We start from the raw sequence: 22,548 nt of genomic DNA on the forward strand, positions 1-22,548 counted from the left end.
CGGGGCATCAATGTTCGAGGTCGGCGGATTTTTTCGGCAACGAATGCCGTTCTCAAAGGGCCGGCGCATCGTCGGCGCCCTTGCTCTCGTCGCCGCTGTATTCGGGCTGTTGCTGCTCGCACCGGAAGTGGCGAATGCGAAGCCGAACTGGACGCTCGATCCGGCGAATTCGACGCTCACCTATCAATCGGTGAAGAAGAACACCATTGTCGAAACCAACAAGATCAGGAACCTCTCGGGCACGCTGACATCGGATGGCGCCGCCAAGGTCACGTTCGACCTCAACTCGGTCGACACCGGTATCGACCTTCGCAATGTCCGCATGCGCTTCCTGTTCTTCGAAACCTTCAAATTCCCGACGGCGGAAGTGACGGCGAAAGTCGATCCCGCCGCTTTTGCCGATCTCGCCACCAAACGGCGCATGAGCGCGCATATCCCGTTTCGCATGAGCCTGCACGGCGTCGACAAGGACCTTGAGGCCAATGTCGTGGTCACCATGATCACCGACAGCATGGTGTCGATCGCCTCGGAGGCGCCGGTCGCCGTGCATGTCGAGGATTTCGGCCTGTTGCCCAACATCGAAAAACTCCAGCAGGCGGCCAATGTCAGCAGCATCGTCCCGACGGCTTCGGTGTCGTTCGACTTCGTCTTCGCCGCTGATGGCGCCAAGCCTGCGGCCACGCCTGCCGTCGCGGCCGCAGCCCCAGCCGATGCCGGGCCGGTCGCCACAGATGCAGGCAAGACGTCCTTCAGCGACGATGAATGCCTGAACAGGTTCGAGGTGCTGTCGCGCACCGGCGCCGTCTATTTTCGCCCAGCCAGCGCTCGGCTCGATGAAAAGAGCCGCCCGCTGCTGGCCGAGGTGGTCGGCGTCGTCGGCAAATGTCCGAAACTGAAGGTCGAGGTTTCGGGCCATACCGATTCCGACGGCTCGCCGACGGCCAACAAGAACCTGTCGGAACGGCGCGCCAAGGCGGTCGCCGACGCGATCATCGCTGCGGGCATTCCATCGGCGCAGATCACGGCTTCCGGCTATGGCGAGGAAAAGCCGGTGGCGCCGAACGATACGCCGAAGAACAAGGCGCTGAACCGGCGGATCGAGTTCTCCGCCACGCCGCTCTCCAACTGAGCCGGTCCTTAACTGAGAAGGCCCGTCAACCGAAAAGGAATCCGGTGCGTTTGGACATGATTGCAAGTTGCGGCAACTTCATGCGCGGCATCGGCCTCGCCGTGCTGGCGCTTGCGTTGACCATGACCATTACCATGACCGCGGCCAGTGCCGAACGCCGCATCGCCCTGGTGCTCGGCAATTCCCATTACCGGAACGCGCCGGTGCTGCCCAATCCGGTGAACGATGCGCAGGCAATGTCCGATCGCCTGAAGGGGCTGGGCTTCGAAATCGTCTCCGGCCTCGATCTCACCAAGGCGCAGACGCAGGAAAAGATCGCGCAATTCGCGCGGCAGGTGCGTGGCGCCGATATCGCGCTGTTCTTCTATGCCGGTCATGGCCTGCAGGTCTCGGGCAGGAATTACCTGCTGCCTGTCGATGCGGCGCTGGAGGACGAGACCTCGCTCGACTTCGAAGCCGTGCAGGTGGACTTCATCCTGCGGCAGATGTCGCGCGAGACCAGCATCAGGCTGGTGTTCCTCGACGCCTGCCGCGACAACCCGCTCGCCGATGTGCTTGCCAAGGAGACTGGCGACGACAGCACGGCAAGCAGCGGCCTTGCCGAAATACCGATCGAGAATGGCGGCGCCGGCACGCTGGTCGCCTTCGCTGCCAGTCCCAACCAGCTCGCCTATGACGGACCGGGCGAGCACTCGCCATTTTCGGCGGCGCTGCTTGCCCATATCGGCGAGGTCAACGTCTCGATCACCGAAGCGATGAACCGGGTTACGTCGGATGTGTTCAAGGCCACAGCCGGACGCCAGCGGCCCTGGATCAACGTTTCGCTGACCACCGATGTCGTGCTTCACAAGGTCGATCTCAAGGCGCCGCTGATCGTCGGCGATTCCGGCGCGGCTGCGCCCGAAGGCGATACGCAGGCGCGCACCGGCGCGGCCGCCAATCCGCCGGGTACGGACGCCGGCGAGCAGGCGCTGGAACAGCTGCGTGAGGAAATTCCGAAGCTGGGCTCGGACGCGCCAGTCCTTTTCGACGTTCCGGTCAATTTCGGCGACCCGGCGATCGACGGCAAGAGCATCGCCCAACTCATCCAGGGCAAGCCGCACTTCAGTCCGGTCGAGGGCCTGGAAAAGTCCGTCTGGGACAACCAGTGCAGCAACTGTCATCAATGGACCGAGGAGCGGCTGTGCGACCAGGCCAAGACCTACGTCACCAATGATGTCTCGGTGTTGCGCCTGCAACACCCGCTGGGCACGCGCTTCAAGGTGGCACTCGGCAAATGGGCGCAAAACGGCTGCAAATGAGACCGCCAACAATGGGTTGGATCAGATTTCAATGAAATCTCATCACGATCCAGAGCAATCAGGCTCGGCGCAGCGCCTCGGTTTCGGCCAGATGGATGCCCATCTCGACAAAGGCGGTGAGCACGGAGAAACGGTCCGCCACCGCAACCCGCGCCAGTCCGGCCAGTATGCCGGCATTGACGGCATGCGCAGCCGGCAGCGGCCGCAGCCTCGACCCGTTGGTCTGCGGCGTCAGGCCATTGATGTGCCGTTGCGCCGCTAGCGCGATCCAGCCGGCAGGCGTGTGCTGCTGCGTCATCGCCGCCCCGGCGACAGCCTCCCGGCGGCTCGCATTGTTGGGGTCGCCGACCCAGTCCTGGATCAGGGCCAGCGTTGCGAGATCCTGCTCTTCGAGCAGCTCGGTCAGATGCCCAAGGCACTCATGGCCCCACCAGATTGCGGCCCGGTCAGGCAGGAGATAGGCGCAAAAGGTAATCGCTTCCTCGGGGATGCGCCCGGCCATCAGCCGGCGGCAGAACTCGAGCGAGGGCTGGTCGGTCGGAACGGCCGTCATGTCCCGGGCGACAGCCGTGTTCGCGGCGAAGAGATCGCGTGCGGTCTGGAATCGAAGCCCGTTGACCATCGCTGCTGTTATCCTCCCCCAGCCCTCACTCAACCCGCCTGCGAGGCGCGGGTCAAGTCTGTCGACCACCACATGTCCATGACGTTGTTCACAGACAAACGCCTCACGGTTTGGTATATTCCACAGCCGACCGTGATCTCGACAGATCACTGTCGAACAGGAAGAGTTGGCCCGGATCCATGGATCGGGCCTGAGTGAAAATCGGATGCTCGAAACGGGAGTAACCGTTATGCAGCGGCACATTTCAGTCTTGGCATTGGCGACCGTGCTTTTCTCGACTCACGTCTATGCCGACCCACTTCAGAGATCGGAAGACATTGTGAAGTTCTTTGCCGGCGCGATCGATCACGGCGCGGCACGCGGGATTTGTGTCGGCACCGAGGACGAGTGCAAGAGCAAGACCAGCCAGAAAGAAAAGCCCCCGGAGAAGACCGGCCTCGATATGCTGATCAATTTCAGCCTGGATTCGTCCGAGCTCGACGCCAAGGCGCGCAGCGAACTCGACGAATTCGCCAAGGCGCTGAAGGACGATCGGCTGAGCAAGCTGTCCTTCGTCGTCGAAGGCTATACCGACGCATCCGGCTCGGCGACCTACAATGAAGGCCTGTCGCAGCGCAGGGCGCAATCGGTCACCGCCTTCCTCGAATCCAACGGCATCGAATCCACCCGCATCAAGGCGGTCGGTCTCGGCGAGGCCAATCCACGCAATCCCGATCCCTACGATCCCGTCAATCGGCGGGTCGAGATGCGGATCAAGGCGCAGTAGCTTCGCCGGCTGCGTCTTCCGGCCGTCGTCAAACACAACGCCGCGCGTCCAACGGACACGCGGCGTTTTTATTGTTTGACATGATCGATCAGTTCTTGAGCACGCCGCCGACCGCTACGCCGGTGCCGAAGATCAGCGCCTTGGTCAGGAAATCATTGTTGTCCCGCGGCGGCGGCTCATCCTCGCGCACGACCTCCCGGTTGCGCCTTTTCTGCACGAACTGCTGTTGTCGGCGCGGCTTCTGGGCGTACTGCTTCTTGCGTGGCTTTTCCGCCACCGGCTTCAGCGTGCGGGCCTTCTGCACCACCTGTTTTTTCGGCTTGTCCACGCCGGCCTGGTCGGCCTCATGCTTGGCACGCACGGCCTCCATCATCGGATCCGTCTGGATAACCAGGAACGCCAGTTGCTCGCGCGTCAGGAAAGTGGTCGGAGGCAGCCCGTTCCCCTCTTGCCAGTCGCCGATCGCTTGCCGGGTCTTGGCGCCGATATTTCCGTCGACGCGGCCAAGCTCGTTGCCCAGCGCCTCGACGCGCAATTGCAGGTCGATGCGGCCCTGGCGATCGAGACCGATCGCGTTCTCCGTCGCCTCGGTGCCCAGCACCTTCTTCATGTCGTCCGAAATGCCTACCGAGGTGCGCACGGCAGAACCCGAGTTCGCTTCTTCGGCAGCAAGCGCGGCGACTTCCCGTTCCTGGGCTTTCGGATCGTTCAGCGCATCGATGTTGAGCCGCGCCACCGTGGCGAAGCGGCCATTCGGGAACTGTTCGAGATAGGCTTCGTAGAATGGCGCGGTGTTGCGCTTCGAGGCCTCGTCCCAAAGCCGCTGCTCGACTTCCCACGAAGGCGGTTCGCTGGTGACGAGAGTGGGGGCGGGCGCTGTCGCGGCGTTCGCGTCGTCGGCGGCCGGTTTTGCCACCGGCACGGCTTCGGCGGCCGGTTTGCCAAGGAAAACCTCGCGGCCCAGCGATGCGTTGTGCCATGGCCGCTGGCGGCCTTGCGTGGTCTCGGCCACTTCGCCGCGCACCCGCGTCAGCGCACTCTGGATCTCGACGCCGGGTTCGGTCAGGTGCCGGGCGAGCGCGGTCGAGTAGGGGCTGTCGACGCCGTTGCCGTCAAAGGCGATGGCGCCCGGGTCGGTGGCATAGGCAATCAGGATGCCGCCGGTGCCGACGCCCTCTGATTTAGGGTCGATCGGCGCCAGGCCGGTGCCCAGTGCGGTGGAGCGGGTCTTCGGCATCGCGGCCGCCAGTGTGCGTGCCAGCGGATTGTCGCGGCAGGCATCGAGGATGATGACGCCGACCGCCGGGTCGGGTGGCAATGCGGCCATGAAGTCGTCGATCTGGACGGTGCGGGTCTTGAGATAGGCAGGTGACGTCAGTTCGGCGTCGACCGGGATCAAAAAGTTCTTGCCGTCGACCTGCATGCCGTGGCCGGCATAGAAAATGACGGCGAGGTCGGCATCGTAGGACTGCTCGGTGAATTTGCTGATCAGGCTGTGCATGCCGGCATTGTCCTGGTCGACGCCCTCGATCACCTCGAAGCCGGCATTGCGCAGCGTCGATGCGATGAGATGCGCGTCATTGGCCGGATTGGGCAATTCGACGGCATGGACGTATTTGCTGTTGCCGATGACCAGCGCGACGCGTTTGACGCCCCCGGCATCCGGCGCCGCCGCCTGGACGGTGCCAAGCGCGGTCAGCATTAACAGAAAAAATCCGCTCAAAAGGACGGCAAACGCTTTCATGGGATCGGCCCTCCGCCCCAATGGGGCGCGTTATTGATGGCTGCGCATGCTAAATTTCACCAGCGACTGTATCGCTTCTGCCAAAATGGCTGTTGGGCGTATGTGATCCCAGCCACAGTTTTGGTTCACAAGGACCCAAAAACCTTCCCAAATATCCGCAAACATACCATTCGCCGGCCTCAGAACCAATCGGCTTGGCGAAAGCCGGGGCGAACTGCCAGCTCTAGCCCGGCTCAAGAGTATTTTGGATCGAGCCGACCAGTGCCGTTATCGCCTGCTTGTATTTTTCGAACTCCGGCGATGTCTGGCGGACTTCCGTCGTCGTCTGCTGGCCCGCATCGGTGGTGGCGGGCGTCGGCAATTTGCGGCCCATCTTCCGTTCCGCCCAGTCGACGACGTAGCTGGCGGTCTTGCCGGCAAGAAACGGGTTGGCCTGGATAACGGACGAGCCGAGCACGGCGCTCAACTGCGCCGATCCCGGCGACGCCAGCACCTGATGTGCGCCTTCCATGCCGAGGAAATGGCAGAGATAGAGCCGGCCGGCGGTAATCTGATGGCCGCGCGCCTTGAGATAGGCTTCGCCCTCGCGCGCCAGATTGCGCACCATCTCACGCGAGATGGTGGCGTCGTAGCGCAAAGCGAGCAGGTCTGCGGTCGACAGCGAGCGCGCCAGTTCGGGACGATAGGTGTTCATCATCCGGATCCAGGTCTTGGATATGAACTGGCCGGCGCCTGTTGCCGAAGACAGCGGGTTCTTGGCCCGCGCGCTACCGCCCGATTCGACGTGGACGATACGGTCGGTCAGCGTTTCGACGGCGGGATCGCTGGAAGTGACGGCGATTGCAGCGGTCACTGTTCCGAGCGGATCGATCGCCTGACCGCTCTGATAGAGTTCGAAATGCAAATGTGGCCCGGTCGACAGGCCGGTGGTGCCGATATAGCCGATGATGTCGCCGGCCTTCACCTTGGTGCCGACACCGCTGGCAATGGCGAATTTCGACATATGCGCGTAGCGCGTCTCGCGGCCGCCGCCATGGGCGATTTTGACCACATTGCCGTAGCCGCCGCCGTCGCCCTGGAAGATGATCTCGCCGTCGAAGGCTGCGGCGATCGGCGTCCCCACGGGTGCTGCCCAGTCGACGCCCTTATGGATGCGAACAACGCCCAGGATCGGATGCTTGCGCGGCCCGAAGGTCGACGTCATGACACCGTTGACCGGCGTCACCATGCCGTTGGCCACCGTCAGCGAGCGCACCTGGTCATCGCCCGAGACGCAGGAAAACTGGCCGTCGCCCTGCTGGAAAACGAAACAATCCAAGCTCTTTTGCGTGCCTTGGATACCGACATAGAGCACCCGTCCGTCGGTCTCGTTCTTGCCGCGCGGCGTCTGCGAATAGATCAGCACAAGGCGCTGGTCCTCGCTGGCGAAAGCATCCAGATCCTGTCCGCGCGACAGATACATAATGGCTTCGCCGATGATGCCGCTCGGCACATTGTTGCGGGCCGCCGTCGAGTAGATCGCGTCGAGCAGGCGGTATTGCCGTTTCTGCGTGCCTTCGGTCTCGGCGCCCGAATAATTGAACAGGTCCTCGCGCACCCACGGGTCGACGCCCGACACGAAGGCGCCCACCGCGTTGCGTGTCAGCGTGCCGACAAAGACGTTCCTGGCGTAGATCGAAACCTGCATCAGCGACATCGTCGTGGTCTCGCGCGTCGGCCTGAAGCCGCGCATCGCCACGACATAACCAGGCTGCAGGCCGTCCTTGTCGAACAGCGCCTTCAGCGCCTCGCCGGCAAGCTTTGCGTCGTCGGCGGAAAAATGCGCATCGAGCGCCACGCTGTCCAGGCTGCGGTCGTTGAGGATTTTCACGAAAATGTCCTGGGTCGCCTCGAAGCGCTGGTATTCCGAGCTGACGGTGGCAACGCTGGTGTTGTTTTCGACCGCTGTCTTCTGAAAGGCGGGGAGTGCTGCTTCGCCCTCATCGATGGTCTCGCCCCAGCCGGCCTCGGGGTCATCGGCCGCCGCCGATGCACCCGGAGCGACCTGCGGGTCAGGAGCTGGGCCGGAGGCCGCCGGAGCCCCGTCCGTGCCGGGCGATGGTTGAAGATCGTTCTGCAGGTCATTCTGCGGATCGTTGGGCTCGGCGGGTGGCGCGACCGCGGTCTTCCGCTGCGCCTGAAAGAAGGCGAAATCCTCTTGCGTCGAGGGGATCGTCGTCATGAATTTTTCGCTGGCGCTCAGCATCACGTCGGAGAGAACCATGATCTGAGGGGAGATGCCGGCCTGGTCGAGCTCCGTCGGGCGCGGCATCCCGCGGCTCTTGGCAGCGCCCGCCTCCGGCGCCAGTGTGATCCACATCGGGTCGCCGGCAAGGTCGATGATGGCCGGCACATAGACCGATGCGTCGGCCGGCACGTCGTCCGAGCCTTCGACGGCGTGCAGTTCCTCGTCTTCGTCGCCGAACGACCAGTAGTCGGCGGTAAGATAAAAGCCGGTGGCAATCGCGGCGAGGACGATTGTCGCCAGGCCAGCCGCTAGCCCGATCCAGATCCTGCGCCTGCGCAGCGCGGCGCGCGCCTGCTTCTTTGCCTTGAAGCTGGTGTCGATGCTGTGCGTCACGGCGCGCTTCCGGTCAGGAAGAAGGTCCAGCGCACCTGTTCCTGGGTGTCGACTTCGAGAAACTTCGCCGCGATATGGCCGCGCTGCCAGCATTCATCGATGCCGCGGATCGAGAACCGCCGCCGCTCGATGCACATGTCGGTGGAGCCTGCCAGAATGGCGTGGCCGAACACATCCGTCGCGTAGATGTAGATGTAGCGGTTGGTCAGCTCCTCGCGTATGACGTTGACGCATTGATTGGCGCCGATGGTCCACCAGCCATCGGTCTGGTCGGCATCGTCGACCTTCTGGCCGACGGCAAGATTGACGACGTCGAGCGTCTGGTTGCAGACGGTGAATTCGGCGCGCGCTTGCCCGGTGGAAAGAAGCGCCAGCAACAGCGTCGCGACCGCGCTCGCGGCGAGCTTCACCCGCACGTTCCGGGCAAGCAGGACGGGATCTCGGCGACGACGTTGCATCGGCGTCGGTGCTAGCCGCCGAGGCGGAAATATTTGGCGGTCGCCGAAAATGCCGAACTCCTGGCGCCGATCTCGTCGAGTATCCTGGGCAACAGCACCGAGGCCGGCGTCGGCGTTGTGAAGTCCGCCGCCTTAATGTCCTGCGGCCCGGTGATCACCATGATGATCTGCGGCAACGCCTTGCCAGCCGCCTTGTCGGCGGCGCCGAGCCCGATCGGGATCGAGAAGGTCGCCTTGTCGGCTTGTACGACAACATGGTCGTCGAGGTTGAAGGCGATGCCCCTGTGGTCGATCAGGAACACGCTCGACACCAGCCCGCCATGCGTCACCAGCGTGCCGTCGATCGGCGAGCCGTCCGGCACCGATGTCTGGTCGAGGACAAGCTGCGGCCTGTCGGCCGTGCTCGCGCCCATGAAACGCAGGAAGCCGGTGATCCCGCATTGCGGGGGCTGGATAAGGCGGACGCTGATATCCGGCTCGACATGGAACTTCGCCTGGAATTCCCCAAGCAACTGTTCGAAGGGTGGCACCGACGTGCCGAAGCCCTCGATCGCGACACCCTTGTCGGCGGCCGACGTCACCGTCGCAAAAAAACAGTCACCACCATTGAAGGCGCGTACCCAGGTGACCCGCTCCGCGGCCGCATCGGCCGGTGGCGGCACCTCCGGCTTGGGCACGTTCATGGCAATGTCGGGCTCTGCGGACTTGTCGGCCTGCTCGCCGCTGGCGATATTGGGCCGGCTTGGGTTGGGCTCTGCGGTCGTTTCAGGCGCCTGCGTGTCCGGCTTGGGGGCCTGCGTGTCCGGCTTGGGCGCCTGCGTGTCCGGCTTGGGCGCCTGCGCGGTCGGTTCAGGCGCCTGCGCCTTGGGCTCGGGCGGTTGAGCGGTGGGTTGCGGCGCCGGTGCTGTGGGCGTGGGTGCCTGGGTCGTTGGTTCAGGTGTTTGCGTGGCCGGCGCTGTCGCCTTGGGCTCTACCGGCGGACTGACAGGCTCGGGGTTCTTCGCGGCATCGGACTGTGACGGGCCGGATGGCGGTTGCAGCGCGACGGTCTTGTCGATTGGTGCGGCCGGCAGCGGGGCCGTAGCGCTCGACGCGACTGGTGGCGTCGGCTGCGGCTCGACCGGCGCTTTGGCCTGATCTTCAGCCGCAGTCTCCGCTGGTTGCGTCTTTGGCACCGTCTTCTCGACCGGCGCAGTGTCCGGAACGGGCTTGTCAGCGACGATCGGCTTTGTCAGTTCGGGTTGGAGCGGCTTGCCGGGGTCGGTGAGGCGAGGCCGGTCTCCGAATCCCACGATACCCGATGCATAGAGCCCTCCAAGCGATACCATGACCACCGCCGCCAGCACCGCGATCGTCAGATTTCTGCCTGTAGTAGCACGCTTCGGCGGTGTGCTTGCTCGCTTGGGAGTTTCAGCAGCCGGTTTCGGCTGCGACAGGTGCGCCGGGCGCACGTGCGGCACGAAAGACGGCTCCGCCGTGCCGCTTGGCGGGGCCGAACCGAAGCCTTGGGCCGGCGAGTCCCCGATCTTGGAGACAGGCCCTGCGGTCTGCCCGGTTCGCGGCAGACCGGGCCGGGGCGCGAGCGATGCCGGCGGCAAGGTCGCGTCGCTGTCGTCGCGCGTCAACCGGGCGATTTCGGCCATGCTGGCCGGTCGATCATCCGGGTCAGGCTGCAGCATCGCTTCGACAATGTCCCTGAAATCGGCATCGATGCCGGAGAGATCAGGGACGGTCCGCCGTTTTTCGACGATCTCGTATTGCGAGCCGCCCATGTCGATCGGCTTGCCGCGCAGCGCCGCCGCCAGCACCAGCCCCAGGCTGTAGATGTCGGACTGTTCGCTGACCTCGCCGCCAAAGAGCCCGAGCTGCTCGGGGGAGACGTAATTATATTTTCCGGCAAACTTGCCGCCGATCAGCGTCTCGCCACCGACCGCGGCCGATCGCGCAATGCCGAAATCGATGATCTTTGCCCGCTCGACCCGGCCGCCCGGCAGGATGATGTTGTCGGGCGACAGATCGCGGTGGATGGCGCCGGCCTGGTGCACGGCGCTCAGGCCCGAGGCCAGCCGGTGGCACAGTTTGCGCACATCCGGAGTCGCCATCGCCCCGCCGCGCATGACGTCGTACAGCGACTGGCCGTCGACGAATTCCATCGCCAGATAGGGCCGCCCGATGCCGGGATCTATGGTGAAGACGTGGTAGCGCACGACCGCGTCATGCGACAGATGGTTGAGGATCGAGGCTTCCTTGCGAAACAGCGACAGGATCGTCTGGTCGCGGGCGAATTCCGGCAGCACGATCTTGATCGCGACATGATCGCCGGTCTGGATGTTGTGGCCGCGATAGACTTCGCCCATGCCGCCCGACGCGATGCGTTCGTCGAGCTCGTAGATGCCGCTGAGCTGCGTGCCGACGCTGGTATCCGCCATGTTGGGCAATAGCCGGGTCTTGTCGTCGGAGCTCATCGGTCGCGGCCTTCTGCTCGGGACAGGCCATTGCCTTTGTCTCTGATCTTGACCAGAACGATGGTGACGTTGTCCGTGCCGCCGCGCTCAAGCACCATGGAAAGCAGCTTTTCGCAGGCAGCCTGCGGCGCTGCCGAGAGCACTGCAGCCGCAATCTCCGCGTCACTGACATGCGCCGTCAGGCCGTCCGTGCTGAGGATGAAAATGTCGCCGGCAAGGGTCTCTCCCTGCTGGAAGTCGATGGCGATTTCGTCGTTGACGCCGATGGCGCGGGTGATGACGTTGCGGCGCGGCCAGTTCTCCGCTTCGGCCGCGCTGATCGCGCCGCTGTCGAGCAGTTCCTGGACCTCGGTGTGGTCGCGCGAAATCTGCGAGATCGCGGCGTTGCGCACGAGATAGACGCGGCTGTCGCCCGACCACAGGCAGGCGAACCTGCCGTCCATGGCCAGCAGTGCGGCAACGGTGGAGCCGATGGTCACGCCGCGTGAGCGCGAAATCCGGCGGATCTCGGCATGCGCCCGGTTCAGCCGATCCTCAAAGCGGGCGCGCAGATCCGGCGCCGAACTGGCGATGCCGATCGTCGCCAGATGCTCGACAATGCTTGCCGAAGCGACTTCTCCGGCCTCGTGCCCGCCCATGCCGTCGGCCACCACCCAGAGGCCGATCCGCGGCTCGACCAGGAAGCTGTCCTCATTGTGGTCACGCACGCAGCCCTTGTGGCTCACGCCGTAGCTCTCAAAGGCGGCATCGTTCACTTGCCTACGCTCCGCAACGCCTTGGCTGACGTGCCTGGCCAGTCTGCCACAGCCCCATTCATTAGAGTATCGAAATCTAAGCCGCTGATGACGGACGGTGTGGTGCCGCCGCTGTCTCTGCGTCCTGCAATCTTTGGTCCTGCCATGCAATTCCCCATCAGAAAGCCTTCGGACAGCTGAAGGCGGAAAGCGCCGGCAGCGTGAATGGGTTGCCGTCCTCCCCGGTCTTGATCGTGTAGGCGACATCCCGTCCGCCGATGACGAAATGCGCTTCGAGACTGTCGCCATTGGCGGTGACCTGTCCCTTGTCCAGCAATCGTTTCAACGCCCAGGGGCCGTCGAATTTGATTGCGGACTCACGGCCGGGCAGCTCCGGCGTCAGGCTGAGACTGGCCGAACCGGTCTTGCCCGGCCACGGAATCAGGCCCGGCGTGTTGCCGGCCTGGGTGGCCTGCAACACCTGGCCGTCGATATTGAGCAGCGCCATGTCGGCATCGCCATGCAGCGACAGCGGCGTGAAGGTGATGTTGATCGACGGCGCCGGCCCGCCGAGCGGAAAGAAAGCCGCGCGGATTTGTGCCGCGAGCTGAAAGTTCTTCAGCGTCGATTTCGCCAGATTGCGGCCGAACCTGGTGTCCTGTTTCCAGTCCCAGTCCTGGCCGCTCATGTCGACCAGCGACGCCAGGTTCTGCGCGAAAAACCGGTCGAGAACCCCGCCCGGAGAAAACAATCTCGCAAAATCCGCCATGGCGACATCGTCGGTGCCGGCGGGGGCGAATGGAAAGCGCCCGGCAATCACCTCTTCGCACGGACGGCCAACGGTCTCTTCCAGCATCTCGTTGAGATGCGTGGTCGATGTTTCGGCGACGGTGCCCTCGAAATCGTCCGCCGCCGCGCTCACCATCCTGGCCAGCGCCTTCGGCAGCCGCGAGGCATTGGCGCGCAGCGTCGAGATCTGCAGCTGCAGATTGGCGTTGGCCTGGTCGGTCTGCGCGGGGACATCGGCCGCCAGCCGCACGCTTTGGTAGATTTCGCGGAAATTCTGGGTCAGAGCGTCGAGCGGCCGCTGCCCCGGCGCCCCGGCCACCAAAGCCTGGAAAGACCGGAACTGGGCTTCGATGTTGGCGCCGGGATCCTGGTTCTGGGTGCTGACAAAGGCGGTCCCGGCCCTGCTCTGCGATTTGCGCGCCGCAATCTCGATGCCGATGCGGGCGAGGCCCTTGGCGCGCGCGGCGATTTCCTGGTCGCTGTCTTGAGACGGCGCAGCCGGATTGCGCTCTTGCGTCAAAGCTGTTTCGCGCGCGATCGCCTCGAACAGCTGCATCAGCGGCGAACTCGGTGATCCCGCTGCGGACAGCGCCAGATATTGCGGTTTGTCGGCGGCCATTGCCTTGAACTTCAACCTGTCGAGCACCTCGTTCCACGCCGCCGCAAAGCCCTTGCCATAGCGATCGAGCAGCTCCGGGCCGAGCTTGAGCAGTTCCTGGTCGAAACCGCCTTGCTCGCCGCTCGAGCCGATCACCCATTGATCGTCGACCAGCGCCTGCGCGCTCCTGGCAAGTTGCGCCAGATAGAAGTCGAAGCCGGCATGGGTGTAGAGACCGGGGACGCGAAGGCCGGCGAGATCGTTTCCGTCATTGCGCTCGAACAGCATCGGCGCCTCCGCGCCGGCTTGCGATGACACCGAAAAATCGTCCAGCGCCGCCGCATAGGTGGCCGACTGGATGAGCGCGGTGGCGCGATCGGCAAGGCTCATGCGGCCGAGCGAGCGCTGGGCGGATTCGACCAGCGCGCGGTTGAGTTCGAACGAGGGATCCTGGTCATCGTCGAGGGCCAGCATGGCGCGCAAATGCTTCTCCAGTTGCGCGCGGCCGTCGCGATTGTGGGCGCCGGGATAGCGGTTCTGTTCCCAGTCCCGCTTCAGCCAGGTGACGACCAGCTCGTCATCCACTTTCGGCGCCTTGCCGCCCAGCATCAGGTAAATCTTCAACGGCTCGTACAGCGCCATCGGATCGGCCATCCTGGCCTCGATCGTGCGTTCGAGCTGGAACAGCAGGCGCGAGCGGAACATCCGCTCCAGCCCCTGCCGGTAGGCGGTCTCGGAGGCCGAAAGGATACGCTCACGCTGGCTGAGGCCGAACGTCGCCGTGGCCGGGGTGGGCTGGTCTCTCGTATCGTAGCCGGCCGGCAGGCCGCGCAGCGCATCGAGCGCGCCGATGACGGTTTCGAGGTCGGCATCCAACACCGTCGTGCTGGCCAGCAGCGGCGCGGCTGTCGCGCGGTATTGGCCTGCCGCCTGGCCGGTCGCGGCGACCAGCGATTTGTTGGTCGTAAAGCTCAGGCCGAGAACGCCAAGCGCGGCGATCGCTATGGCCGCGATCGCTGTCAGGCCGGCGTAGCGGGCGATCGCAACGCGCCTGTCGGCCGCCCTGTCATAGGACACCCAGCCGGACTCGGCGAAAATGACGCGGCTCAACAGATCGTGCAGGAAGAAGCTTTTGCCGGTGCCGGAAAGATGCGCCTGGGCATTCCTGCCGAAACTGCGGCCTATGCTGCCCAGCAACTGGTCGATCGGCGTGCCTTCCTGCGTGCCGGAAGAAAAATACAGGCCGCGCAGGGGGGCGTTCAGCTGCTTGCGCGTCGGCTCGAAAACGCCCTCGAGGAAATTCACGATCCGGCCTTTCAGCGCACCGAGCTGCGCGGCGAAGCCGAAAATGGCGATGCGCGCGACCGGATCGGTCTCCGCCTGCAGCCGCTCGCTCATCTCTTCGGTCAGGCGCTTCACCAGCGCGTCGAATTCGGCTGGCGCTTCTGCGACCATGTTCAGGCCGCGCTCGGCGGTCTGGAAGGTCGCGCCCCACACCTTGCGCCGGCGTGCTTCGTCGAAACCGCCGAAATATTCCATGAATCCGGAGACCAGGTCGGCCTTGGTGAACAGCACGTAGACGGGAAAGCGGACCTTCAGGACCTCGTGGATTTCCTGCAGGCGGCTGCGGATCTCGGCGACACGGGCCGCCTGCTCTCCGTCCGCCATCAGATCGGCAAGGCTGATCGCCAGGATGACGCCATTGATCGGCTGACGCGTCCGGTGCCGCTTGAGCAGCGACAGGAACGCCAGCCAGCTTTTGCTGTCGGTCCGTGCATGGGAATCCTGCGTCGTGTAGCGCCCGGCCGTGTCGATCAGCACCGCCTCGTCGGTGAACCACCAGTCGCAATTGCGCGTACCGCCGACACCCGCCACCGGCTGCGCCTGGCCCGACCCGGCAAGCGGAAAGTTCAGGCCGGAATTGACCAGCGCGGTGGTCTTGCCGGCGCCCGGCGGGCCGATGACGATGTACCAGGGGACGTCGTAGAGGAAGTTGCGCTTGCCGCTCGACTGCCTGAGCGTCGCGACTGCTTCGTTCATGCGAGCTTCCAGCACCTTTGCATCGCTGCCGTCATCCTCGGCGCTGGCCATGGCGGCCTCCAGCGCCTTCTGCGCCTTGCGCCTGCGCCAGAACCGGATTGCATAGATGATCGCCACCGTTCCGACGACGATGCCGATGATCGCTGCCCGCAGCCAGATGGGATCCAACGGCCGGGCGCCGGCAAAGCGGATTAACGGGCCGGCGTACCAGACCGCGGCGGCAAAGCCGGCGAGCGCGAGCGCGCTGAAGATGCGCAGCAGCCAGCCGGTCACAGCATCTCCTCCCGCGGGATCATTACATCGACACGGCGGTTTTTGGCGCGGCCGTCCGGCGTTGCATTGTCGGCGATGGGCTCGTCCTCGCCCTTGCCCTCGACCTTTGTCCGCGACGGATCGCTGAAATGCGCTGCGATCATCTTTTCCACCGACTGGGCACGTGCGACGGAGAGGTCGAAATTCGATTTGAAGGCGCTGGTCTTCTTCGGTTTGACGTTGTCGGTGTGGCCGACGATCCGGATCGGCCCGCGCTCCGCGTCGAGAGCCGCCGCGATGCTGGCGGCCACCGGCTCGAACTCCGGCTTGACCTCGGCTCGTCCCGACTGGAACAGCAGGGCGTTGCTGATTTCCACGATGATGAAATCACCCTTGGTGCCGACGCTGACGCCGCCGCCTTCGATCTCCTTGGCCAAGGCAGTGCGGATGCGATCGACCTGCGCAATCGTCGTTGGCGCTGCGACGACTTTCACCTCCTCGGTCAGCGGCACGAAACCGGTGCGCTCGATGGTGACCGGCGTCGCCGGATTGAGCGCCAGCAACTCGCCGGCAACAGCCTCGCCATCATTGGTGATGAGCACGCGCAGCGTGAAAAAGGCTGCGGTCAAAACTGCCGCGGTTGCAGCGGCTATGGCCCAGAGCGGAACCCGCCTGGAGCCTTGCGCCGATGTGACCGACAAGCCTTGCCAGCGCGGCGAAATGTCGTCGTCACCGAGGACGCGGAAATAGGCTGATGTCTCGTAGGCGTCGCGGCGGACCCGTTCGAGGCTCTCGCGCGGCTGGCCGCGATACTGGCCTTCGAAGCCAAGCGACAGGCAGACATGCATCAGCTCGATGAGATTGCGATGAGGTTCCGGCGTCGCCAGCACCGTGTTCAGCGCCTGGAAAAAACCGGCGCCGGTGGGTTTGACCTGGAAGAAGCGCTGCAGCATGGCGTGCTGCGCCCACGCATCCCGGCTGGAACCGGGCAGATTGGCGACGATATCGTCGGCGGTTTCGCAAAGCACATAGCTGGCGATGCGCGCATCCTCTTCCGAGGTATCGGTCCTGGCGATCTTGCGGTCGAAATCCTCGATCAGGCCGGCGACATGCTGCGCCAGCGGCTCGGCCGGTCTTTCGACAGCCATCAGCCGCAGATGCCCAAGCAGTATCAGCAAGGGCGCCGCGGCAGCGACGATCGGGTTGGCCGCGCCATAATCGACGGCATCGCTGGCGCCGTGCAGCGCATCCCATGGCGTTTTCCCCGCCGTCCCGGCTGAGCCGTGAACGGGCGGATCGGCCGGCGCGTTGGCGAAGGGCGTTCCCTGATAGATCACCGTCCCCGTGACGTCGGACGGCGGCTGGCGGCCGGCGTTGGGATCGAAAACCGTGGGTTCCGGGACGCTGGCAGGGGCGATCACCGTACTGCCGGGGGCCGGCGCATCGCGGGCGAGAACCGTCTTTTGCTTGCGGCCGGGATTGGGGCGGCTGGGGCGGATGACGGTTTTGCCGGTCGGATCGAAAGGATCATCCTTCGAGCTCATCGCCGATCCCTGCCTCTACGCCCGCGCGCCGCGACGCACAGCGCCATGTCCGCGCAAACGCGGACCGCAGGACGCTATCTCGCCGTGACATGACATGTGCCGCAGACCCCCGAGGTCGACCAACCGTACCCGCGTGCTCAATCGTCGTATGTGATCGTAGTCTCAGAAGGTTGCGATGGAAACCCGGCGCAATTTTGGTGGCCGGCCCGTGCTCGGGTCGCCTTCACGGTGTCTTCAGCGGTGCGCGGGCTTGGCCCTTGCCGGTCTTCTGTTTGGCGGCCTTGGCATAGGCTTCACTGAAATAGGTGAGGAATATGTCCAGCATGCCGTTCTCGTGCGCTTCCTCCTTGGCCCGCCAGGTCGCGACCAGCGCGTCCCAGGCGCGCGTCTTCTTCGAGGCAAAGGAGGATGGCGGCAGTTTTTTCGCAATCGCCTCGGGCGACAGATCGTCAAGCAACCGCGACAGCGCTGCCTGCATGGCGGCGAAGGTGGCGAATTCATGTGTTTTGAGGTCGTGGAAAGCGTCTTCGATGCTGTGCCTGGCATCGAGATAGCCGGCCCTGCGCCGCGCGAACATGATGTCGAGGATTTCGTCTGTCCCGGGCACGAACTTCAGCGGATTGTTGTCGGCGGAATTGATCATGGTCCGGTCGCTGGTCTTGGCCAGGACTTTTGCAGCGGCGCGCGCCTTCAACAGCAACACCAGCTCGTCGACGACGATGCGCAGCACCGCGCCGATCTCGCCGGCTACCTCCTGCGGTTGGCGCAGCAAAAGCACCTCTGGCGGAATGCCGGCGCCGGCGGCAATCGCGCGCAGGATCTCGTCGGCTTGCTGCGGCCGGCTGGAGACCGAAGCGGGTGGCGCGGTCGGTGACCGTGGCGATGCGACATGGTCTGGAAAGGATCCGGCAACTGGCATCTGCCGTTGCGTCGAACCATGGCCACCGAAGGCTGGGTTCCCGTCATCGATCGACACCGAGACGATATAGCGGCCGATCCGGAGCCGGTCACCTTGCGCCAACCGATGCGGGCCGGTCAGGCGCTGGCTCGACCCGTTGACGAATGTGCCGTTGCGCGAGACGTCGTGGAGAAAAAAGGCGCCGCCTTCGTAGCGGATTTCGCAATGTCGGCCGGAGATGAACTTGTCCGGATCGGGCAAGGTCCAGGCGCAGTTCTCCCGCCCGATCTCGAAGCCGCGGTCGCGCGATGCGTAGCCGGGCGGCAGCCCGGCAGGCAGGACATCGACATTGCTGATCTGCAGACTGATGAACATGCGCTATGGACCGTCGACCGCTGCCGTTTCCATTGATCCGATGTGCCACAGTCTAGCAGCTTGCGGGCACAGCGGGAGAGCGGCGTTTCACACTGGCGAAAGCGGCGCAAACAGCAACGGCCTGCCGCTTGTCCTCTTTGGTCTGCCATAGAACATGTGGTAGGCTCAACATGGCTTGGGTGGCAAGTTGCGAAATATCCCTGAACGTGAGGTCGTTAACACAAGAAGGGCTTCGAACCTGCCACACTAGCGCTCAGGAGGGGCACGACCCATGCCGAGTGAACAACGCGCCGCGCTTGTGCAGACGCCGGTCGGCGCCGAACTGTTGACTTTCACGCATCTCGTCGGCCGCGACGAGATCAGCCGCTGCCTTGCCTACACCGTTGGATTTGTTTCGACCAATGCCGATATCGACCCGCTGAAGATGCTGGGCGGCGCCGTTTCGATCGAAGGCGAGGCCGACCCCAAGCGCTGGTTCAGCGGCCTCATCGCCGAGTTTCGCCTTACCCGCATCGAAGATCGGCTGGCTCACTATGAGGCGGTCGTCAGGCCGTGGCTGTGGTTCCTCGGCAATACCACCGACTGCCGCATTTTCCAGGACAAGACCGCCGTCGAGATCGTGGAGGAGATTTTCTCCAAATATGGCGGCATCGCCAAGTTCGAGAAGCGCTTGCAAGGCTCCTATCCGCCGCGCGAATATTGCGTGCAGTACGACGAGAGCGACCTCGATTTCGTGCAGCGGCTGCTCGAGCATGAAGGCATAATGTACTTCTTCGAGCATGCCGAGGGTGAGCACACACTGATCCTGGCCGACGCCATGAGCAAGCTCAAGCCGGCGCCGGGCTATGAGACGGTGCTATATCAGTTCGAAGGGCAGGGCTCGCGCCGCGACGTCGAATACATCACCGACTGGATTCCAGGCAGCGCGGTGCGCCCCGGCGCCTATGCCCACACCGATTATGACTTCGAAAAACCCGCCGCCGATTTGATGGCGAAGTCGGCGCAGCCCTTCGGCCACAAGCAGGCTGCCGGCGAGAACTATCGCCACCCCGGCGCGCATCTGGAAGTCGGCCGCGGCGACAGCCTGGCGGCGATCAGGCGCGAAGAAATCCAGGCGCCGCATATGCGCATTGCCGCCGTCGGCACCGTGCGCGGCCTGTTCTCCGGCTGCACCTTCAAGCTCGACGGCTTTCCGCGCAAAGACCAGAACAAGGAGTATCTGGTCGTCAGCGCCGAATACCGGCTGTTCGATCCGGGCTACCGCGCCGGCGTCGACACCGATGGCGAGAATTTCAAGGTCGTGCTCGGCGTGGCGCCGACTTCAGTCGCCTATCGGCCACCGCGCATCACGACGCGGCCGATCATGCGCGGGCCACAGACGGCGACGGTCGTCGGTCCGTCCGGCGAGGAAATCTTCACCGACAAATATGCCAGGGTGAAGGTGCAGTTCCACTGGGACCGCCTGGGCAAGAAGGACCAGAAGAGCTCGTGCTTCGTGCGCGTGTCGCAGACCTGGGCCGGCAGCGGCTGGGGCTTCATCCAGATTCCCCGCATCGGCCAGGAAGTGATCGTCGATTTCATCGAAGGCAATCCGGATCTGCCGATCATCACCGGCCGGGTCTACAACGCCTCGCAGATGCCGCCCTACGGGCTGCCCGGCAACGCCACGCAGTCGGGCTGGAAATCCAACTCGTCGAAGGGCGGTGGCGGCTACAACGAGCTGATGTTCGAGGACAAGGCCGGCTCCGAACTGGTCAATTTCCAGGCGCAGAAGGACCATCACCTTCTGATCAAGAATGATCGCCAGAAGCTGGTCCAGCACGACCAGTCCGACCGCATAGACCACGACGCCAAGCACTCCGTCGGTCACAACCTCGACGAGGACGTCGGCAACAACAAGACGGTCAAGGTCGGCGTCGACCAGACGACCAATATCGGGTCGAACGACACTGAGACGGTGGGCAAGAACCGCTCACTGACGGTGGGGGTCGATGAGACGATCAACATCGGCTCGAACTCCACGGAGACCATAGGTGCCAACCACACCCAGACGGTTGCAATCGTCCAGACGGTGACCGTTGGCGCGGCCCGGGTCGATTCGGTCGGAGCATCCGAGACCCGAACTGTGGGCGGTCCGCAGACGAACACGATCGGTGCGACGCGGTCGGTCACCGTAGGTGCTGCGCAGAGCCACGATATCGGCGCGGCTGATAGCTGGAACATCGCGGCGGCGCAAAGCGTCAATGTTGGCGCCGATCAGAGTTTCACCATCGGCGGGGCACAGTCGTCGCAGATCGGCAAGGGCAGGTCGGCAAAAATCGCTGCGGACGACGCAACCGATGTCGGCGGCGGGCACGCGCTCAAGGTCGGCAAAGGCAGCGGAATCCAGATAGCCGAAGACAGTGTGATCAAGGTCGGCAAGAATCTGATGATCGAGGCGGCCGACTCGATCACGCTCAAATGCGGTTCGGCCTCGATCACGATGAAAAAGGATGGCACCATTGTCGCTGATGGGAAGGATATTACCCTCAAGGGCAGCGGCAAGATCACCGTCAAGGCCGACGGCGAGGTGATCGTCAAGGGCAGCACGATCAACAACAATTGAGGGCATCATCATGGAAGTGCTGGAGCGTATCGACGGCGTCGTGATCGGCCTGCTGATCGGCTTCCAAGGCGGGGCGCCGCTGGTTGTCTTCGTCGGCAATCCGCGCGAGACCGCGATAGCGGCGCGCAGCCTGACGGAGCTGGACGTTTCGGCCGTCGGATCCGAACTGGCTTTGCTCTTCGAGGGCGGCGACCCGGCGCGGCCGCTGGTGGTCGGGCGCATCGTCGATCCTGCGCCCCGCGGCAGGAGCCTCGAAGTCGTCCGCGACGGCGAACGTGTCGTCATCAACGGCGATGAGCGCATTGAACTGCGCTGCGGCCTGGCATCGATCATTCTGGAGAAGAATGGACGCGTGACCATTCGTGGCACCCAGTTGACCAGCCAGGCCAGTGGCACCAACCGCATCCGCGGCGGGGCCGTGCATCTTAACTGAGGCATTGCCGATGCACAGCATCGCGACCATTGCGGCGATCGTGGACCAACACGCCGAGGACGCGGCGTTCCTGTGGCTTCGACGTCGTCTGGAGATCGACGGTCCAATCCTCGACGAGACCGATATCGGCCGCATCGACCAGCGTCTCGAAGCCAATCTCGAAGGGCTCATGGCAGCCGGCAAGGCCGGTTGGGAAGCTGCTCAAGCGCGCTTCGCCGACTACGCCGAACCGGGCGAGATTTTCGTGCTTGGCACTCTGGCAATGCGTTGGAGCGATGCCAAATTGGTGACCTCTGCAATCGACGCGGGCGCAAGCCTAGGTGACGCCGGCATATCGAGCCTGTCTGCCGCGATCGCGCGCACGCCGGGCGAAAACCTGCGCCCGTTCGTGGCGCAGTGGCTGGACACGCGCGACGCGCGGCTGCGCTGTCTTGGGCTATCTGCGCTCTGGCATCATCGCGTCGATCCGGGACAGCGCCTGCATGATCTGGCCAGCCATTCCAATGCGAACGTGCGTTGGCGCGCCGTCCGGCTCGCCGGCGTGCTCAGGCGGCGCGACCTGCTTCCGGAAGTCCTGGCTGGGCTTGACGGCGAGACAACGAAAGAACGTCTTGCGGCCGCCTTCGCTGCTTGCCTGCTTGGCGAGGCTCGGTCCGCGCACTCGGTGATCGACAAGATCGTGCTGACGGAGACGGACCATGCGCAGGCGGCGATCGAGTTGCGCCTGCTGACGACGCCGCCGAAGGCCGGCAAGGCCTGGCTGCAATCACGTCTCGGACAGCCTGTCTTGCGCATCGCGGCCACGGCATCGATCGGGCTGCTCGGCGACCAAGCGGTGGTGCCGTGGCTGATCGAGAAGATGCGCGAGCCGGAACTGGCATCCGCAGCGGGTGCAGCACTTCGCGATCTGTTCGAGGTGGACTTCGGCGACACCGACCTTTTCGTTGCCGATCCAGCTGTTCTTGGCGAGGGCTTTGCCCAACTCGACGACAGCTCGCTGCCGGCCGCCGATCGCGTCGAAGCATGGTGGGACGAAGGGCGCGGCGGGCGCAACCATCGTCTGTTCCGTTCGATGCGCAGGCTCAGGGTGGATGCGTTGCGCGCGGCAATCGCCACGCCCGAGGCGCCGCTGGCAGACTGGCGCAGGACACGCAAGTTCCCGGCGTGGATGTGAT

General features: G+C 64.3%; 15 protein-coding genes. 6 read left to right on the top strand and 9 right to left on the bottom strand.

Annotation, left to right across the window (positions count from 1 at the left end; all coding sequences use genetic code 11):
- Positions 1 to 43 precede the first annotated feature (43 nt).
- Positions 44 to 1,129: an OmpA family protein gene (locus NKJ58_RS21175; RefSeq protein ID WP_352519176.1), complete on the top strand. Its 1,086-nt coding sequence runs from the start codon at positions 44 to 46 to the stop codon at positions 1,127 to 1,129.
- A gap of 56 nt (positions 1,130 to 1,185) precedes the next feature.
- Entirely contained in the window at positions 1,186 to 2,430 is a 1,245-nt protein-coding gene (locus NKJ58_RS21180; RefSeq protein WP_352519223.1) for a caspase family protein, read from the top strand.
- A gap of 58 nt (positions 2,431 to 2,488) precedes the next feature.
- On the opposite strand, the gene NKJ58_RS21185 is transcribed toward NKJ58_RS21180, so the two are convergent.
- Positions 2,489 to 3,052, bottom strand: a complete 564-nt coding sequence (locus NKJ58_RS21185; protein WP_023667916.1) for a DUF6931 family protein — start codon at positions 3,050 to 3,052, stop codon at positions 2,489 to 2,491.
- A 229-nt stretch (positions 3,053 to 3,281) separates the two neighbouring features.
- On the opposite strand from NKJ58_RS21185, the gene NKJ58_RS21190 reads away from it, so the two are divergent.
- Positions 3,282 to 3,818: an OmpA family protein gene (locus NKJ58_RS21190; protein WP_023709975.1), complete on the top strand. Its 537-nt coding sequence runs from the start codon at positions 3,282 to 3,284 to the stop codon at positions 3,816 to 3,818.
- Positions 3,819 to 3,906: 88 nt separating this feature from the next.
- Here NKJ58_RS21190 and NKJ58_RS21195 read toward each other — a convergent pair whose 3' ends face one another.
- The 8 genes from NKJ58_RS21195 to tagH form a co-directional block, all read right to left on the bottom strand.
- A complete protein-coding gene (locus NKJ58_RS21195; RefSeq protein WP_245274414.1) occupies positions 3,907 to 5,520 on the bottom strand; it encodes a caspase family protein in 1,614 nt (537 codons plus the stop codon).
- A 265-nt stretch (positions 5,521 to 5,785) separates the two neighbouring features.
- Positions 5,786 to 8,182 carry a M23 family metallopeptidase gene (locus NKJ58_RS21200; protein ID WP_023830364.1) on the bottom strand — a complete coding sequence of 799 codons (2,397 nt, stop codon included), beginning with the start codon at positions 8,180 to 8,182 and terminating at the stop codon, positions 5,786 to 5,788.
- On the bottom strand, positions 8,179 to 8,640 hold the full coding sequence (locus NKJ58_RS21205) for a DUF1036 domain-containing protein (RefSeq protein WP_023667922.1): 462 nt from the start codon (positions 8,638 to 8,640) through the stop codon (positions 8,179 to 8,181). The genes NKJ58_RS21200 and NKJ58_RS21205 overlap by 4 nt, the downstream gene beginning before the upstream one ends.
- An 11-nt stretch (positions 8,641 to 8,651) precedes the next feature.
- Positions 8,652 to 11,105: a serine/threonine-protein kinase gene (locus NKJ58_RS21210; RefSeq protein WP_352519178.1), complete on the bottom strand. Its 2,454-nt coding sequence runs from the start codon at positions 11,103 to 11,105 to the stop codon at positions 8,652 to 8,654.
- Entirely contained in the window at positions 11,102 to 11,860 is a 759-nt protein-coding gene (locus NKJ58_RS21215) for a PP2C family protein-serine/threonine phosphatase (RefSeq protein WP_023692196.1), read from the bottom strand. Before NKJ58_RS21215 ends, NKJ58_RS21210 begins: the two co-directional genes overlap by 4 nt.
- 157 nt (positions 11,861 to 12,017) lie before the next feature.
- Positions 12,018 to 15,539, bottom strand: coding sequence for a type VI secretion system membrane subunit TssM (gene tssM / locus NKJ58_RS21220; protein WP_352519179.1), 3,522 nt, complete (start codon positions 15,537 to 15,539; stop codon positions 12,018 to 12,020).
- The gene (gene tssL / locus NKJ58_RS21225; RefSeq protein ID WP_352519180.1) at positions 15,536 to 17,062 is read right to left on the bottom strand and encodes a type VI secretion system protein TssL, long form; all 1,527 of its coding nucleotides are present in this window, start codon (positions 17,060 to 17,062) and stop codon (positions 15,536 to 15,538) included. Before tssL ends, tssM begins: the two co-directional genes overlap by 4 nt.
- A 223-nt stretch (positions 17,063 to 17,285) precedes the next feature.
- Positions 17,286 to 18,335 (bottom strand): type VI secretion system-associated FHA domain protein TagH, encoded by a 1,050-nt coding sequence (gene tagH, locus NKJ58_RS21230; RefSeq protein ID WP_352853760.1) that lies wholly within the window; start codon positions 18,333 to 18,335, stop codon positions 17,286 to 17,288.
- 271 nt (positions 18,336 to 18,606) lie between these two features.
- Between tagH and NKJ58_RS21235 the strand changes: the two genes are divergently transcribed.
- The 3 genes from NKJ58_RS21235 to NKJ58_RS21245 are packed head-to-tail and all read left to right on the top strand — an operon-like array spanning position 18,607 to position 22,547.
- Complete coding sequence (locus NKJ58_RS21235; RefSeq protein WP_023815182.1) at positions 18,607 to 20,940, top strand: type VI secretion system Vgr family protein; 2,334 nt, start codon at positions 18,607 to 18,609, stop codon at positions 20,938 to 20,940.
- Between the two features lie 7 nt (positions 20,941 to 20,947).
- On the top strand, positions 20,948 to 21,373 hold the full coding sequence (locus tag NKJ58_RS21240; RefSeq protein WP_023682625.1) for a DUF6484 domain-containing protein: 426 nt from the start codon (positions 20,948 to 20,950) through the stop codon (positions 21,371 to 21,373).
- A gap of 10 nt (positions 21,374 to 21,383) precedes the next feature.
- The gene (locus NKJ58_RS21245; RefSeq protein WP_023704807.1) at positions 21,384 to 22,547 is read left to right on the top strand and encodes a hypothetical protein; all 1,164 of its coding nucleotides are present in this window, start codon (positions 21,384 to 21,386) and stop codon (positions 22,545 to 22,547) included.
- The last annotated feature ends 1 nt before the right edge of the window (position 22,548 follow it).

It is taken from the genome of Mesorhizobium sp. M0139, assembly GCF_040322455.1.
GTDB lineage: Bacteria > Pseudomonadota > Alphaproteobacteria > Rhizobiales > Rhizobiaceae > Mesorhizobium.